The sequence below is a fragment of the Halorubrum rarum genome, from assembly GCF_048380895.1.
GTDB lineage: Archaea > Halobacteriota > Halobacteria > Halobacteriales > Haloferacaceae > Halorubrum.
Genome location: NZ_JBLWMN010000006.1, coordinates 97660 through 113092 on the forward strand (window position 1 = coordinate 97660; position 15433 = coordinate 113092).

Annotated in this window: 16 protein-coding genes; 5 read left to right on the top strand and 11 right to left on the bottom strand. The window is 65.8% G+C overall.

The genetic code is table 11. The features are described 5' to 3' along the window. Positions 1-65: 65 nt before the first annotated feature. On the bottom strand, positions 66-326 hold the full coding sequence (locus tag ACNSN7_RS06315; RefSeq protein ID WP_418281427.1) for a glycine zipper 2TM domain-containing protein: 261 nt from the start codon (positions 324-326) through the stop codon (positions 66-68). Between the two features lie 95 nt (positions 327-421). Between ACNSN7_RS06315 and ACNSN7_RS06320 the strand changes: the two genes are divergently transcribed. Further along, positions 422-922, top strand: coding sequence for a dihydrofolate reductase (locus tag ACNSN7_RS06320; RefSeq protein ID WP_418281428.1), 501 nt, complete (start codon positions 422-424; stop codon positions 920-922). 23 nt (positions 923-945) lie between these two features. Here the strand turns inward: ACNSN7_RS06320 and ACNSN7_RS06325 are convergent, their stop codons facing one another. From ACNSN7_RS06325 to ACNSN7_RS06340, 4 genes are all read right to left on the bottom strand, one after another. After that, the gene (locus ACNSN7_RS06325; protein WP_418281429.1) at positions 946-1950 is read right to left on the bottom strand and encodes a histone deacetylase family protein; all 1005 of its coding nucleotides are present in this window, start codon (positions 1948-1950) and stop codon (positions 946-948) included. Then, positions 1951-2382: a histone gene (locus tag ACNSN7_RS06330; protein WP_418281430.1), complete on the bottom strand. Its 432-nt coding sequence runs from the start codon at positions 2380-2382 to the stop codon at positions 1951-1953. A gap of 92 nt (positions 2383-2474) precedes the next feature. Further along, positions 2475-3947: a single-stranded DNA binding protein gene (locus ACNSN7_RS06335; RefSeq protein ID WP_418281431.1), complete on the bottom strand. Its 1473-nt coding sequence runs from the start codon at positions 3945-3947 to the stop codon at positions 2475-2477. Positions 3948-4114: 167 nt separating this feature from the next. Beyond that, complete coding sequence (locus ACNSN7_RS06340) at positions 4115-4732, bottom strand: riboflavin synthase (RefSeq protein ID WP_418281432.1); 618 nt, start codon at positions 4730-4732, stop codon at positions 4115-4117. Between the two features lie 145 nt (positions 4733-4877). On the opposite strand from ACNSN7_RS06340, the gene ACNSN7_RS06345 reads away from it, so the two are divergent. Then, entirely contained in the window at positions 4878-5162 is a 285-nt protein-coding gene (locus tag ACNSN7_RS06345) for a DUF7533 family protein (protein ID WP_418281433.1), read from the top strand. Between the two features lie 253 nt (positions 5163-5415). Here the strand turns inward: ACNSN7_RS06345 and ACNSN7_RS06350 are convergent, their stop codons facing one another. The 4 genes from ACNSN7_RS06350 to ACNSN7_RS06365 all read right to left on the bottom strand — a co-directional run bounded on the left by ACNSN7_RS06350 (position 5416) and on the right by ACNSN7_RS06365 (position 9349). Beyond that, complete coding sequence (locus tag ACNSN7_RS06350; RefSeq protein WP_418281434.1) at positions 5416-6798, bottom strand: M24 family metallopeptidase; 1383 nt, start codon at positions 6796-6798, stop codon at positions 5416-5418. Positions 6799-6836: 38 nt separating this feature from the next. Beyond that, entirely contained in the window at positions 6837-8684 is a 1848-nt protein-coding gene (locus tag ACNSN7_RS06355; RefSeq protein ID WP_418281435.1) for a UvrD-helicase domain-containing protein, read from the bottom strand. A 209-nt stretch (positions 8685-8893) separates the two neighbouring features. Beyond that, the gene (locus ACNSN7_RS06360) at positions 8894-9052 is read right to left on the bottom strand and encodes a DUF7563 family protein (RefSeq protein ID WP_418281436.1); all 159 of its coding nucleotides are present in this window, start codon (positions 9050-9052) and stop codon (positions 8894-8896) included. Between the two features lie 117 nt (positions 9053-9169). Beyond that, positions 9170-9349, bottom strand: coding sequence for an HVO_0416 family zinc finger protein (locus tag ACNSN7_RS06365; protein ID WP_418281437.1), 180 nt, complete (start codon positions 9347-9349; stop codon positions 9170-9172). 852 nt (positions 9350-10201) lie between these two features. On the opposite strand from ACNSN7_RS06365, the gene ACNSN7_RS06370 reads away from it, so the two are divergent. The 3 genes from ACNSN7_RS06370 (at position 10202) to ACNSN7_RS06380 (ending at position 13665) form a co-directional block, all read left to right on the top strand. After that, on the top strand, positions 10202-10885 hold the full coding sequence (locus ACNSN7_RS06370; protein ID WP_418281438.1) for a hypothetical protein: 684 nt from the start codon (positions 10202-10204) through the stop codon (positions 10883-10885). A gap of 195 nt (positions 10886-11080) precedes the next feature. Beyond that, entirely contained in the window at positions 11081-11749 is a 669-nt protein-coding gene (npdG, locus tag ACNSN7_RS06375; protein WP_418281439.1) for an NADPH-dependent F420 reductase, read from the top strand. Between the two features lie 197 nt (positions 11750-11946). Next, positions 11947-13665 (top strand): L-lactate permease, encoded by a 1719-nt coding sequence (locus ACNSN7_RS06380; protein WP_418281440.1) that lies wholly within the window; start codon positions 11947-11949, stop codon positions 13663-13665. A gap of 45 nt (positions 13666-13710) precedes the next feature. Here the strand turns inward: ACNSN7_RS06380 and ACNSN7_RS06385 are convergent, their stop codons facing one another. Continuing rightward, a complete protein-coding gene (locus ACNSN7_RS06385) occupies positions 13711-14133 on the bottom strand; it encodes a universal stress protein (protein WP_418281441.1) in 423 nt (140 codons plus the stop codon). 74 nt (positions 14134-14207) lie between these two features. Beyond that, positions 14208-15380: a hypothetical protein gene (locus tag ACNSN7_RS06390; RefSeq protein WP_418281442.1), complete on the bottom strand. Its 1173-nt coding sequence runs from the start codon at positions 15378-15380 to the stop codon at positions 14208-14210. Positions 15381-15433 lie beyond the last annotated feature (53 nt).

Below are 15433 nucleotides of genomic sequence, written 5' to 3' on the forward strand. Positions count from 1 at the left end.
CGTTTCGCTCCGACCTCGCGACGCGATACGGCAGTGCGATTCTGCACGCACAACGGAACTGCCCACTACTCCGTCGGCTCAGCGTCGTCGCTCCGGCGGTCCAACAGCTCGGTGACCACCGAGTCGACGTCGGTGCGCTTCTCGCCGACGATCGCTCCAAGGAGCGCGCCGAGCCCCGCGCCCGTGCTGGCCGCGTTCCGGCTGATCAGCCCGCCCGCTGCACCGCCGATCGCACCGCCGATGGCCGCGTATCGTGCACGCCCGAGCGCACGAACTATCCGTCCCTGAATCGTCGTCTGGACCGAACCGATCGTTTTGTCTTCCATACCATCATGTCCGACGCGAAGGGACATAAATCCGATGCCGATCGAACCGACGACGCCGGGATAGCTATTTGGGCTGCGCACACGGAGTAAAACGCGTGCAACTCGTGAGCGTGGCAGCGATCGCGGAGAACCGAGTGATCGGTGACGACGGGACGGTCCCGTGGCCGGATATCCCCGAGGACGTCCGGCAGTATCGCGAGCGCGTCGCGAACGCTCCCGTGATACTCGGCCGCCGGACCTTCGAGGCGATGCGCGGCGATCTCCCGGGATCCCGGCAGATAGTCGTCAGTCGGAGCGTCGAGACGGTGTCCGATCCATCCGCCGTCGTCGCGGCCGACGCCGAGAACGCACTGGCGTACGCCCGGGAGTTCGCTCCCGACGACGTCGTCTACGTGCTCGGCGGCGGTGCGATATACGACCTGTTCTTACCGTTCGTCGATCGAATGGTTCTCAGTCACGTTCACGGACGATACGAGGGCGACACTCGCTATCCGGCGTGGAACGACACGGAATGGGAGATCGTCTCGGAGACACCGTACGACGGGTTCACGCTGCGGGAATGGGTACGGACCGATAGCGCTCGGACCGAGCGATAGCCGTCCGTGAGCGGTCCCACGCGCTACAGACCGAACAGTCCGCGGAGCTCCTCGACGACCGATTCGGTCTTCGCGGACGGGTTCTCGTCGACCGCGACCGGATCGCGGCCGTCGTACGTCTCGTGGACCATCGCGACACCTTCCGCGAGCGTATCGAGCCCGTATCCTCCCTCGAGCACGTATGCGACGCTCGCGTCGACGCTCTCGGCGATCGTCCGGATCCGGTCGGTCATCAGTGCGTACCCCTCCGAGGAGACGCGCATCCGGGAGATCGGGTCGTGTCGATGCGCGTCGAAGCCGGCGGAGACGATCACCAATCCGGGGTCGAACCGGTCGAGTACGGGCGCGAGCGCCTCGTCGATGCAGTGGAGGTAGTCGGCGTCGCCGGCACCCGCGGCGATCGGCGCGTTCAGCGTCGCCAGTTCGCCGTCTCCGGTCCCCGTCTCCTCGATGTCGCCCGTGTCGGGATACAGCCCGTCCTCGTGGACCGACGCGTAGAGGACGTCACCCCGGTCGTAGAACACGTCCTGTGTGCCGTTTCCGTGGTGTACGTCCCAGTCGAAGATCGCGACGCGGTCCGCCAGCCCCTCGTCGAGGACGGTCTGGGCGGCGACCGCGGCGTTGTTGAAGAAGCAAAAGCCCATGGCGTCGTCAGTCACCGCGTGATGGCCCGGCGGGCGACCGAGCGCGAACGGCGTCTCTCGTCCGTTCGACCCGGACAGCGCCGTCGTTGCCGCCCACTGCGCTAGCCCGGCCGAGGCGAGCGCGGCGTCCCACGTCTCCACGCCCGCGACCGTGTCGGGGTCCCAGTTGCCCCCGCCGTCCTCACAGAACATCTCGAACTCGTCGACGTAGTCGTCGTCGTGGACGGCCGTCACTGCGGCGCGGCTCGCGGCGTCGGCGTCGACGTACTCGACGCCGTGTCGCTTCGCGAGCCCGCGACGGATGGCCCGAAGCCGGTCCGCACTCTCGGGATGGCGTTCCCCCGTATCGTGTGCGAGACACTGCTCGCTGTAGCCGAAGCGCATCTACTCGAACAACGCGAAGTACGTCTCGATGTCCTCGGCCTGTACGGTTCGGCGGTCGGCGTGTCGCGCGAGCGTCGCCGCCGCGCCCGCGACGTTGTCGGCATAATCCTCGAGTACGTCGGCCAACGCGATCCGCGCGTCGACGCCGACCCGATATCGGTCGCCGATCCGGAGTCGAGCGATCCGGTCGATCGGGGCGACCGGGAGGGTGAGCTGATCGCGGTCGATCACCTGTTCGACGCCGAAGTCCGACGCCATCAGCGTCTTCCGTCCGTCCGCGGTCGCCCGCTCCGCGGCGTCGATGGCGAGCTCCGCACCGTGTGACTGGATCCGTCGAGCCAACTCCTCGGCCGCATCGGCGCTCACCCGGAGCTCACCGGCGTTCCGCCGGATTATCTGGTCGACCGGCGCGAACGGTAACTCGACACTCATACACACACTGGTGTCCGTCCTCCGTATAACGCTTTCCGTTAGGCGGCGTCTCCACGGGCGAGCGGCGACATCGAAGCCACTCAGTACGTCGTTCAGAACACGTCTTCGGCGTGGATCGTCCCGTCTCGCTCCGGACCGCGGACCGTGATCTCCTCGCCGAGCCGGAGGTTCGCGTCCGTCTCGACGCTTTTCGTTCGCTGTCCGTCGTCGAGTACGACGGGCTCGCCGACCTGAACGACCGTGCCGGTGAACTCGGTGTCTCCCCCGGCTCCCTCGTCATCGACGGATGCGGACGCTGGCTCCGCGGTCGCCGTCGCGGTTCCCCCGGCGTCGCCGCCCGAGGTCGTGCCGCCGTTCGCATCACCGAACGCACCGAGTCCGGTGTCGGCGGTACCGTCTCCGGACTCCTCCTCCGACGACGCCCTCGCACTCGAGCCGGAACTCGATCCCGCACCCGCGTCCCCGTCCAGCACCGACACGGTCGACTGCCAGTTCGCGGACGCCTCCAGGTCGTCCTGCCAGCCGTCCTTGATCTGGACGTCGGTGAACACGACGTGGTCGGCCAGATCGATCTCCGAATCCGCCTTCTCTCCCCACAGTGCGACCCTGATCTCTCCCGTCTCGTCTTTGATCCGGACGTTTCTGACCTGCCCCTCGCTGCCGTCGTCGCGGTCGAAGGTACGCTTCGGGTCCGTCTCTATCACCCCGCCGGCGACGTCGACGGTGTCGCCGATCTCCAGGTCGGCGATGTCGGTCGTCTCGGGGACGTACTCGACGTCCTCGTCGACGCGCTCGACGGTCCCGCGGTCGCCGACGTGGAGCTCCAGATCGCCGTCGCGCTCGCGGACGTATCCGTCCCCGACCTCGACGACCTCGCCGGCCTCGAACTCCTCGGCGAGGTCGGTCTGCTCGTCCCACAGCGTGACGCGGACGCGACCCGTCTCGTCGCCGACGGTGAGGTTCGCGACCCGACCCTCGCTGCCGTCGTCGCGTGAGAACGTGCGGACGGAGTCGGTGTCGAGCACCTGGCCGACGAGATCGACGTCGGACGCGCCGAGCGAGAGGTCCTCGACGCGATACGTGTCGAGCAGTTGCACGTCGACCTCCGCGTCCTCGTCCGGTTCGACTTTGTCCGCGCTCACTTCGAGCCCGCTGTATCCCTCCTTCGGGCGACCCATGACGCGGATCACCTGCCCGACCTCCAGTTCCTCGTCCGCCGCGACCGCCATGTCGTCCCACAGCGCGACGCGGACGGAGCCCGAAGCGTCCGCGACGTCGACGTTACACACGCGTCCCTCCTCGGCGTCCTCGCCGTCGCGGTCGAACGTCCGCACGTCGCCGATCGAGGTCACCTTGCCGAGGAACTTCACGTCGTTCATGCCGGGCTCGATGTCGGCGATGGTGTCCGCCTCCTCGTCTCTCAGTTCGTGGGCGATGAGCATCGCGGCCGTCTCCTCGTCCGCGAGCCCCCCCATCTGCTCGACTTTGTCCTCGACCGCCGCCGTGAACTCCTCGATATCGACGTCGGTGTCGAGGTCCTCGTAGACGTCCTCGATCACTCCCATACTCGTACCTCGTGAGTCGACGAGCCCGCGCATAAGCGTTGTCCTTGGCCGGTTCTAACGCCCTCTGTCTCCCGTTTTCCGGCCGTCGTCGCCACACATCGGAACGGCTCGACGGACGGTCCGAACGCGGTCATGTCTCCGGATCGCTTCGGCACCGTATATAAACCTCAGCGATACCCTTCGATCATGTTCTCGACGTACTTGGCGATCACGTCGACTTCGAGGTGGACCGGGTCGCCCGCGACCTTCTCCGAGAGGGTCGTCAGCTCGTACGTCGTCGGGATGATCGCCACGTCGAACTCCCCGTCGCGCTTGTCGGCGATCGTCAACGAGATCCCGTCGAGCGTCACCGAACCCGTATCAACCAGATAGCGGTCGTGCCCCTCCGGGATGGAGAACGTGAACCGCCAGTCCTCGCCGACCCGATCGACCGCCCGGACCTCGGCGACGGTGTCGACGTGTCCCTGCACGACGTGACCGTCGAACCGGCCGTCCGCGGGCATCGCGCGCTCGACGTTGACCGCGTCGCCCTCGCGGAGGTCGCCGAGGTACGTCTTCGCGACCGTCTCCGCGGCGAGGAAGACCTCGAACCACTCGCCGTCGGCACCGTCGTGCGTCTCCACGCTCCCGTACTCCTCGACGGTGAGACAGACCCCGCTCACGCTTATCGACTGGCCGTGATGGAGGTCGTCGAACCCGTCGACGCCGATCCGGAGTCTGATCCCGTCGTCGGTCGCGGTCCGCCCCCGAACGATCCCGGTGTCCTCGACGATGCCGGTGAACATATCGGATGGCGGGGCGGGCGACACATAGCCGTTCGGGGTCGGTGCTTGCCGGCGTCGCCGTCGGCGCTCGCCCCGATCGTCGGGCGTGTCCCGTCCACCATCCGAGGCGCACCCCTTTTAAACGGCGACGGGCTACGGATCCGTGATGAAACTCGGGCTGTTCGACATGATCGGGTTGGCGACGACGCTCGTGTTCGCACTGCCGCTCGCGAACTACGCCGTCATCCGACTGCTCGCCGGCGAGACCGCCCTCGGGATCGGCCTGTTAGTCGTCGCCGCCGCGATGGTCATTCTCCCGCAGTACTTTCTCGATCCCGGTCGGCTGCTCCGGGGACTCGCCCGCGGACTCCTCCCGAGACGACTCCGCGGCGTCGACGCCCGCTCTGAGACCGATACCGACGAACACGCCGACGAACGCGTCGACGAGTAGCGTCCGACCCGACCGTCGGAGCGATGTGCCGGCCGTTCTCCATCTTCCTGCAAGGAGGGAATCCAGGCGATGACTCGCCACAGGACGGGAGCCGTAGTGACACGGCCACGACTCAGTGTGAGCAGAGCGAGACACCCTCGCAGATGACACTCACACCGTTTCAAGAGTCGAAACCCACTGCCAGCGACGACTAACTGGCATTCCCACCGTGTGGGAAGTCCCGTCGTTTACGACGGGGAGGATGTCACGGGAGTCAGCGTGACTCGGGAACCGTCCTCAACGGATACTCCGCGAGGACCTCGGAGCCGTCGTCCGTGACGACGATCAGGTCCCCCAGTCGGACGCCGCCCGTCTCCGGATCGTACACGCCCGGCTCGATCGCCACGACGTGGCCCGGTCGGAGCTCGGTGTCGCTCGACAGCGACGGCGCTTCGTGGAGGCTCATGCCGACGCCGTGACCGGTCCCGTGCGTGAACCCCGGCACCCCCTCCGTCGCGTTCGGATCGAAGCCGTACGCGGCCAACTCGGCTGCCGACTCCCGGTGGACCGCGTCGGCAGCCACGCCCGGTTCGATCTCGTCGAGCGCGGCCTCGCGAGCCGCCTCGACGGCGACGGACGCGCGCCGCTCCCAGCCGCCGTCGCCGTCGACGACGAACGTTCGAGTCATGTCGCCGTGGTAGCCGTGGGGGCCGCGCGGCGAGACGTCGATCAGCACGGTTTCTCCCGGTCGGATCGGGTCGGTTCCGGCGTCGTGGCGGTCCGCGGCGGTCGACCCCGACCCCGACTCGATCACCGTGTTGCCGGCGTCTCGAACCCCGCCGAGCGCGAGCGCCGCGTTCGCCTCCCGACGGAGCCGCTCGGTCGTCAGCAGTTCGTCGTTCCACACGAGAACGGGTCCGGGCGCGGCGTCGACCACCTCATCGTCGGGTTCGGATCGCACCTCGCGTTCGGATCGCACCTCGCTCTCGGCGAGCACCGTCTCCGCGTGGGCCATCGCCCGCGCCGCAGCGTGCTGGACGCGCCGCAGCCGACCGATCTCGGCCGCGGACTTGATCGCTCGCGCCTCGTCGACGACCGCCGTCGAGGCGAGCGTCGCGCCCGCACGTTCGAGGTACACTGCGGCGTCGTGGGGGATCGACCGCGGAACGAGCACCGTCGCGCCGTCCGTGGCTCCGTTCGCATCGTCCTCGTCGATTCGGACCGGCTCGCTTCCCTCGTCACACGCCTCTCTGACGACGGCGGCCGCACGCTCGCCGGCCGGGTCGCCGCCGTTCTCCGTTCGGACCTCGCGGGTGACGCCGTCGTGGAACGGTCCGTCGTCGCGTCGTGCGCCGTCGACGAACTCGCGGCGGGCTTGCTCGGCGTACAGCGATGGTGCACAGAGGACCGCGCGACCGCGCTCGTCGCCTTCGACCGCCTCGACGCGCTCCCGTTTCCGGCCTGCGGCGTCCGGCACCACGACCAGCGCGTACTCCCGATCCGGACCGGCAAAGCGGGTCAGATATCGCAGACCGTCGTCGGATCGGTCGCCGACCGCGACGAACGCGTCCGCGTCCGCCGCCTCGCAGGCCGCAACGACCGGGGACAGATCGGTTCGTGGGGACCCGTTTCCGTCCGGTTCGCCATCCTCGGTCACGGCCGGCTTGTCCTCCCCGGTCACGTCCGACCGCCCGCTCACGGCTCCGGTTCGGGAACCGCGACCTCCGCCTGGACCTCCTCGATCAGCTCTTGGGGCGGCTCGTCGCGGAGCTCGTTGAAGAGGAGAACGCTGATCGGAAGCGTCGGTGCGCCACTGATGAGGCTCTCGAGGATCACCAGTCGCTCGCGAGCGCGGGACATCCCGACGTAAAACACGCGACGCTCGTTGTCCGTGAGGATCGGGACGGGGCTCGTCGTCTTGGTGAACTCGTCGACGCCGTCGATGTCGGTCGGGTCGTCGATGGAGGCCGCCATCTGCTCGACGACCTTCTCCGTGAGGTCGGTCGCGACGAACACGTGGTCGGCCTCGCGACCCTTCGCGGAGTGGATGGTGCCGACGCGAACCTGCGTGGGGTCCATCCCCTCGTAGTCGCCGCCGAAGTACGCACCCATCGACTTCCGCTGGAAGCTCGTCACCTTCCGGACCATGTCGTCCGCGCTCGCCGTGTCGGGGAGGAAGGGGATGTGTTCTTTCAGTTCGTCGACCGTGACCGCGATCTCGGCGATGTCGTCGGCATCGACCGCCTCCTCGCGGTCCTCGATGAACGCGTAGAAGTCGTCTCGCTCCTTCGTGCCGAACGCGGACTCCTGGAGCATGTCGGCGAGCCGTCGGGCCTCCAGTCCGTTCACGGGATCGCCGGCGTCGCACTTCTCGATCGCGGAGACGTAGTCCTGCAGCCGGTCGGTCCACATTCGCCCGTCCGTCAGCATCGTGAAGGGGATCCCGTGATCGATGAACTCGTCGATGAAGTCGAACATCTGGTAGCGCGCCCGGAACAGACACATCACGCTCCCCTCGTCGTCGTCGTCGATCGTGTACCGGACGTTCCGGACGAGTTCGAGCATCGACGGCGACTCGATGGCCTCGACGGCCCCGCCCTCCTTGCGGGGGTGGAGGTCCTTCTCCTGCCGTTTGTCGATGTGACGGATCTCCGCGTTGACGACGTTGAGGATCTCCGAGGGGAGCCGGTAGGAGTTGGGGAGCACGACGTCCTCGTCGACCTCGGTGTCCAAGAGGAGGTCCGGATCCGCGCCCTGCCACGCGTACACGACCTGGTCGTCGTCGCCCGCGATGAGCACCTTCTCCATGTGCGGTTTCCACTCCTCGAACACGTTGTACTGCAGCGTCGTGATGTCCTGGAACTCGTCGATGATCAGGTAGTCGACGCTGGGGACGAGCGAGCGCTGTGCCACGCGCTCGAGCATGTCCGCGAAGCCGACGAGCTCGTTGTCGCCCTTGTATCCACGCCACGCGCGGATCGTCTCGGGGACGTCGATCCGGTCGTCGTCCGAGGGCCACGTCGGCGTGTACTTGTTGCCCTGCTGGGCGTTCGGGTCCTCCTCGGGCGGAAGCCGGACCTCCTCGACGTTCCACTGGAAGGGGACGTCGTACCAGTCGGCGACGTCGCGCTCCGTGCGCTGGAGCCACTGGGACGTCGCGATGATCTTGTTACCGATCGTCGTCGACCGGGCGGTCCGTCGTCCCGCGCCGCCGTGTTGGTCCTCGAACTCGATGCCGTACTCCTCGCAGAACTCCTCTTTGTCGCTCTCCCCGACGACGTCGCCCCGAGAGAGGTTCAACAGCTCGTACGCCTTCGCGTGCATCGTACAGACGTTCCCCTGAAGCGTTCGCGGGGAGATGTCCAGCCGATCGGCGAGCCGTTCGCGGATCTCGGCGGCGGCCGCTCGCGTGTACGACACGACGAGCACGTCGCGGACGTCCACGTCGTCGTTCTCCAGGATACCCTCGACGCGGTCGAGAAGCGCGGTCGTCTTCCCGCTGCCGGGACCGCCGAACAGCCGGGTGACGGTGGGGTCGGTCATTGTACACCAATATACCCGGTTCTTCTTAAGCGACGTGGCTCGAAGGCGACTCGTCGAGCCCCGTGGCGGCTCTCCACACCGTGTCGTGACGGGTCTCCGGGGAGAGCGGACGACTGCGGCGGGTCGGAGACGAACCGATGGCGGGTCGGAGACGAACCGATGGCGGGCCGGAGGCGGGGAACGAAGGTCGATCAGGTCGACGAGGTCGATCAGTTGCTTCGCGTCGCGCGCGCCTCTCGGACGTCGGCACCGTCGCGGACGAGGTCCTCGCAGTCGGGACAGACGCGGGGGCGCTCGACCCCGTTCGGCGCGAACACCCGGACGTAATCCCTCGTCACGAACGCGTCGCAGTTCTGGCACGTGGGCATATTCGGCAGTAAATGATGGTGATAAATAATACTACCGGCGGATCTGACGGCGAAAGAAACGGGACGAATCGGTTGCGTTATCCCCACCGAGGGGACCGACGAAGCCGTCGGGCGGCGCTAGGTTGGCCGCCAATCGCAGACGCCACACTGTGCCGTTCCCTCCTGATGAAGCGCACCACACTCGGGACACTGGAGCTTGTTATACGATCGTTCCCAGCGTACGATCTCCGTCTCGTGACCGCGGTCGGACAGGAACTCGTCGAACACGTCCTCGTTCGAGCTGGGTGCGCTAGACATTGCATGTCAACGTATACCACGATGCTATAAGTATCTTTCCGCGGCACGACGTCAGTCGTCCGGATCGGCGTTTATCCGGCCGATTTCGGAAGTCGAATCGACCGTTCGTCCGCTACGTCTCCGCAGAACTGAACGGACGTCCCCGATCGCTCGCCGGAGCCGGGATCACCCGTCTCGTCGATCCGGGCCTCGTACTTCTCGATGGCGACGTCGAGCACCTCACCTGCGTCGATGGCGACGTCGAGCGCCTCACCTGCGTCGATGGCGACGTCGAGCGCCTCCCCGCGTCGACGTCGACGGCTTCGGCGGTCGCCAGCTGCGAGAAGAGCGCGTCACCGAACTCATCGGCGGCGACGGTCGCCTCCTCGGGACGCGCTCCTGTTCGTGCATACAGATGCAACGCTACGGTTTCAAAAAGCGTCCATCGTTTGATCCAGCGGGTCGGATCGCCAAAAACGAGAATCAGCCTTAGCGTTCGGACACCAAATACCAGACGACCCCAGCGACCACGGCCGTGACTGCGAACGTAGTCATAAGGAGCACGGCACTGGTGCGGATATCGCTTGACAGCGCACCAGCGATAACGGCAATACCGGTAGCGAGCAACAAAATATCTAGTCCCCTATCAAAATGCTGCCCGACCGTCCTCCGATATTTCGTTGGAAGCATACTGGTTCCCTGTTGGCGGGACGTTGGTTTACATGATACTAAGACTTAACGAATGGTCGAAAGGTCGATATTTTGATAAGGACTCCACCGAAAAGTCAACGTTGTATGGTACTTCAGCCAAGTAGCAAATTTAATTTATATGATTTCTTTAGTGTTTTGCTACCGGGAGTCACGACGATACTCATGTTAGTACCGTTCGCTCCTGAGCAGGGGTTGCCAGAGTTCTTTCTGCTGCTACTGCTCTTGATCGTTTCCGGATATATATTTGGTCACATAATACACACGCTTTCAGTGATACTCCTGAAGTACTTCGATGGGAAATCTCACCGCGATCACTTCGTTGATCTGCTCAGCGACAACGGGCAGATTCCCGAAAACGTTCGGACATCGTTTATGATGGCTTGTCGGGAACGATTCGATACCTCTCGGGCTCCGCATCCGATACACCGTTCACAAACGTTGATAACTAATCCGGAAGACTGTGGAGAATACTACACGTTGGTGAGAACGTACATCGACATCGATGGTCGGGGACGATCTCGCACATACCAAGCATTATATGCTTTTTCTCGAAGTGTTTTCATGGGGTCGATGATCGTCGTCGCCGTTTACGGCTTGTACATCCTACTGCTCGTCTTTGAGGATACTCCGAAGATCGACGTCAGTTTGGAAACCGTTCTGTGGTACACCCCTTATATACAAACCGTCGACATTTCAGTTCCATACCTGGCATTAATCGTGTTCGGACTGGGGGTGCTCCTCGGACGGATCTTTTTGGACACGATGAGGATGTACCGCGGCCTGTTTGCGGCTTATATGATATCCGACTTTCTGATGATCGCAGAACACAAACGAGAAACTGATTGATATATACGGGGCGAGGGAAACACACGCGAGCTACCGGTACTAGATGCCTTTTGTACCGACGCTCATCACATCACTCGTCACATCACTTGTCACATCACTTGTCACATCACTCATCAGCGTGGATATACTGCTTCTGTCGACGGCGAGGACGGCCGGTCGCGCAACCCCTAAGACGCCACCGACCGCAGTACGGATATGCGAATCGCGTTGCTCGGCGGGACCGGCGACATCGGCGGCGGACTCGCTCTACGATGGGCGTACGACACGTCTCATACGGTGCTGATCGGATCGCGTGACGCCGAGAAGGCGCGCACGAAGGCCGAGGAGTACACGACCGAGCTCGACAGTCGGGGCGTCGACGTCGACGTGGCCGGCTTCGAGAATCGCGCCGCGGCCGATCGGGCGAACGTGGTCGTCCTCGCGGTCCCGCCCTACCACGTCGGTGACACCGTCGAGGCGATCGCGGACGCGCTCGACGAGGGGGACGTCCTCGTCTCCCCGGCGACGGGGATGAAACGCGACGAGGACGGCTTCCACTACCACAAGCCGGGCGCGGGATCGGTCACGCGGATCGTCGCTGACGCGGCACCGTCGGGCGTCGACGTCGTCGGCGCGTTCCACAACCTCGCGGCCGCGCGCCTCTCGAACCTCGACGCCGAGCTCGGCGTCGACACGCTCGTGATCGGCGACGACGAGGACGCGAAGCGGACCGTGACCGATCTCGCAGAGGGGATAGAGGGGCTGCGCGCGCTCGACGCCGGGGGAATCGCGAATGCACCCGAGATCGAGGCACTCACCCCGCTTTTAGTCAATATCGCACACAACAACGACGGACTCAACGACCTCGGCGTCGAGTTCAAGTAGGCGCTCGGTCCGGCGGTCCGCCGGCGTTGTGTCTATTGTTCACATGACGTCGCCAACCGGTAAAAACCACGGACAGCTCATACGTTATCTCGGATCGTTGTGAACGATGAGTCGGTGAGTTTCAGACAATGAAACCGATCGACACGGAGACGCGTCGATGAACGGATGGTGTGATCGATGATCGGACGGTGTGATCGATGATCGAAACGCTGCTCGCGCTCGTCCCGTTGGTGATCGTCGCCGTGCTGCTCGTCGGCTTCCTCTGGCCGGCCGCACGGGTGATGCCCGTCGCGTGGGCCGCCGCCGCCGGCATCGCGTTCGTCGTCTGGGAGATGCCGCTCGAGTTCGTCGCGGCGGCCAGCATCACCGGCGTCATGGCCGCCATCGAGATCCTCTGGATCGTGTTCGGGGCGCTCGTCCTCCTATATACCCTCATGCGCTCGGGTGCGGTCGACCGGATCAACGCCGGCTTCGCGAGCATCAGCGACGACCGTCGCGTGCAGGTCGTCCTGCTCGGCTTCTTCCTCGCGACGTTCATCGAGGGGGTCGCCGGCTTCGGAACGCCCGCCGCGGTCGTCGCACCGCTGCTGCTCGCACTTGGCTTCCCGGCGCTGGCTGCCGTCGTCGCCGCCCTGATCGGCCACGCCGTCGCGACGGTGTTCGGCGCGGTCGGAACGCCGATCATCGTCGGCTTCGAGACGCCGTTGTCGGCCGTCGAGGAGCCGATCGCCGCGGGGACCGGCCTGACCGTCGCGGAGTACGCCGCGGAGGCCGCCGTGTTCGCGGCCCTGTTCAACGGGGTGTTGGGTATCCTCATGCCGTTCGTCGCCGTTACGGTCGTCGTGTACTTCTTCGGAGAGGAGCGTTCGATCGCTCCCGCGCTCGAGGTCGCCCCGTTGGCGCTCGTCTCGGGCGTTCTCTTCGCGGTCCCGTACGTGGCGTCGGCGTATCTGATCGGTCCCGAGCTGCCGTCGCTGTTCGCCGCGATGATCGGTGGTGGACTCGTCGTACTCCTGCTTCGGGCCGGCTACCTCGAACCCGACACCCACTGGGAGTTCCCGGACCGCGAGGACTGGGCCGACCACTGGGTGGGCGAGATCGAACCCGGCGGCGATAACGCCGCGGACGAGGCCGGTATCGCGGACCCGGTGACCGACAATGGGGCTCCGTCGATGGGACTGCTCCGGGCGTGGTCCCCGTACCTCGTTCTCGTCGGGCTGTTGATCGTGACTCGCGTCGTCGGTCCGATCGCGACGTTCCTTCAGGAGGCACCCCTGCTGGCGGTCGAGTGGGACGTCTTCGGAACGGGACTCGAAGGCGGGATCGCGTGGGCGTACGTTCCGGGGACGTGGCTGCTCGTCAGCGCGTTGGTCGCGATTCCGATTTTCGGTATGCACACGACGGCGGTGGCCGGCGCGTGGCGTGAGGCCTTCGAGAAGATAACAACGCCGGCGGTCGTGTTGATGTTCGTCATCGCGATGGTCGAGATCATGCTCGGAACTAACGCCCACGGCGGCGCACCGGTCGGCGACAGCATGATCGTCGTGCTCGCGAACGGGACCGCCGCAGTCGTCGGCGGGGCGTATCCGATGTTCGCCCCGGTCGTCGGGCTGATCGGCTCGTTCGTCGCCGGCTCGATCACGGTGAGCAACATCACCTTCGCCGCGTTCCAGTTCGAGGTCGGCACCACGCTGGGGATGCCGACGATGATCCTCATCGCCGGCCAGTCGGTGGGCGCGGCGATCGGTAACGTGATCGCGATCCACAACGTGATCGCGGCGCTCGCGACGGTCGGACTCGTCGGGTCCACGGGTCGCGTGATCCGACTCAACCTCCTCCCGGTCGCGTACTACCTTCTCGCCGGCGGGATACTGACGACGCTCGGCGTGTACGTCGTGTTCCCGGCGGTGTTCTGAGCGGTCCGTCGGCTCCACGTCTCCTCGTCGAGGCAGGGAGCCGTCCTACGTCCTCGGGAGGACGACGACGGGGAGGTCGTTTTCGGTCGTCAGTTTCGTCCGAACGCTGCCGGAGAGGAACTCGACGAGCCGACCGCCACCGCGAGCGACGAACGCGATGGCCGTTGCGTCGAACTCGCGTGCGGCGTCCTCGATGGCGTCGGCGATGTCCGTCCCGTACCGGATCTCCGTTTCGACGGAGACGCCGTCCGCGGCCGCGAGCGATCGAAACACGTCGAACGACGCCTCGGCGACCTCCTCGCGCTGCTCGACGCTCGCCTTGTCGATGCCGCCGCCAGCCTTCTCGATCACGTTGATCAGGACCGGCTTCGAGTCGGCGTCGAGGTAGGGTTCGATGACCTCGTAGGTGTTCTCCGCGTCCGTTTCGCTGGCGACCGGGACCACCGGGCGGGCCATGAGATCGGTCATGTCTCGGCGTTCGCGGGCGGGGCGGTTAGTGATTCCGGGGGCTCTCCCCGATTGAAGCGCCCGCCCTCTCGAGATCACCCCTCGTAGTCGAACGCGACCGCGACGGGGGCCGTCCCCCAGAAGACGAACCGGTAGCGCCCCGGTCGGAGATCGGGGCAGACGCGGAGGTGGTCGCGGTATTGGTGTTCCGCGACGACGCCCTCCTCGGTCATCTCGAGGGTCCACGCGACCGTTTCACCCGGTGGGTGTAGGAGAAGCTCCTCGGTGTACTCGAACTGGCCCTCTCCGCCGCGGACCTCGGTCCAGCCGTCCTCGGCGTACACCTCGACGTTGTACATCCCGAGATTTCCGGTTCCGATGGGTGCCGCGGCAACGTTCGTCAGTTCCACGCGAACCTCGTCGCCGCGAGCGAACGCGGTCGTTCCGTCACCGTCGGGATCCACGACGCGCAGCTCCAGTCCGGGCGTGCCGTCGACTCCCGACGTCGATCCCCACGCCACCTCGTCGCGGTAGCCCGCGTAATGCCGTTCGAACCCCTCCTCGTCGCAGTCGAGCGCGGCGGGGACGGTCCGCGGGTCCCCGTCGGGCCGGACGGTTCCGGGAAGCGAGGCGGGGTCGATGAGTCCGTCCTCGGGGGTCATCTCGGCGGTGTTGCCCCAGCCGTCCGTGATCGCGATCCGTGCGGCGTCGGGCAGCGGATCGGTCGTGATCCGGATCAGCGCGCCGGGATACGTCAGGCTCGGTCCACAGACGTCGGCGTCCTCGTCGGACGTGTCGACCGCGGCGGCGTTCCCGACGACCGTCCCGTCCTCGACGGCGACATCCGTGACCGACAGCGCGTTATAACAGATGTTCGGGCCGACGGATTCGACGTACAGCAGGACCGACGACTCGAAGTCGGTCGCGTCCACGAACGCCGCCGTCTCCGCGTCCTCCTCGTCGAACAGCCACGAGGCGTCCCCCGGATCACGGACGAACGCACAGAACCCGGGTCGGTCGCGGTAGTCCCACGCCGAACCGGACCGATCGACCGCGACGTGGTGGATCTCGACCGCGTCGCCGTCGTTCGTCCCGTTGGCATCGCCGTTGGTGCCGTCGTCGTTCCCGGTTCCGTCGTCACCGGTGTCATCGCCGTCGTTCCCGTTTCCGGGGTCGGGATCGCCGCCGCTGTCGGAACAGCCCGCCAGCGCGACGACGCCGAACGCGCCGACCCCTCGAAGGGTCCGTCGCCGAGTGACTTGGTTCATACCCCACCTACGACGGCGACACGTAAGGAGTTCCCGTAGGCACAAAGGGACGC

Bases quoted from the DNA above. Each gene is read 5' to 3' on its own strand.
- ACNSN7_RS06370 (WP_418281438.1), top strand. From the start codon at position 10,202: ATGTTAGTACCGTTCGCTCCTGAGCAGGGGTTGCCAGAGTTCTTTCTG.
- ACNSN7_RS06345 (WP_418281433.1), top strand. From the start codon at position 4,878: ATGAAACTCGGGCTGTTCGACATGATCGGGTTGGCGACGACGCTCGTG.
- ACNSN7_RS06360 (WP_418281436.1), bottom strand. From the start codon at position 9,052: ATGCCCACGTGCCAGAACTGCGACGCGTTCGTGACGAGGGATTACGTC.
- ACNSN7_RS06390 (WP_418281442.1), bottom strand. From the start codon at position 15,380: ATGAACCAAGTCACTCGGCGACGGACCCTTCGAGGGGTCGGCGCGTTC.
- ACNSN7_RS06385 (WP_418281441.1), bottom strand. From the start codon at position 14,133: ATGACCGATCTCATGGCCCGCCCGGTGGTCCCGGTCGCCAGCGAAACG.
- ACNSN7_RS06380 (WP_418281440.1), top strand. From the start codon at position 11,947: ATGATCGAAACGCTGCTCGCGCTCGTCCCGTTGGTGATCGTCGCCGTG.
- ACNSN7_RS06335 (WP_418281431.1), bottom strand. From the start codon at position 3,947: ATGGGAGTGATCGAGGACGTCTACGAGGACCTCGACACCGACGTCGAT.
- ACNSN7_RS06340 (WP_418281432.1), bottom strand. From the start codon at position 4,732: ATGTTCACCGGCATCGTCGAGGACACCGGGATCGTTCGGGGGCGGACC.
- npdG (WP_418281439.1), top strand. From the start codon at position 11,081: ATGCGAATCGCGTTGCTCGGCGGGACCGGCGACATCGGCGGCGGACTC.
- ACNSN7_RS06365 (WP_418281437.1), bottom strand. From the start codon at position 9,349: ATGTCTAGCGCACCCAGCTCGAACGAGGACGTGTTCGACGAGTTCCTG.
- ACNSN7_RS06330 (WP_418281430.1), bottom strand. From the start codon at position 2,382: ATGAGTGTCGAGTTACCGTTCGCGCCGGTCGACCAGATAATCCGGCGG.
- ACNSN7_RS06355 (WP_418281435.1), bottom strand. From the start codon at position 8,684: ATGACCGACCCCACCGTCACCCGGCTGTTCGGCGGTCCCGGCAGCGGG.
- ACNSN7_RS06325 (WP_418281429.1), bottom strand. From the start codon at position 1,950: ATGCGCTTCGGCTACAGCGAGCAGTGTCTCGCACACGATACGGGGGAA.
- ACNSN7_RS06315 (WP_418281427.1), bottom strand. From the start codon at position 326: ATGGAAGACAAAACGATCGGTTCGGTCCAGACGACGATTCAGGGACGG.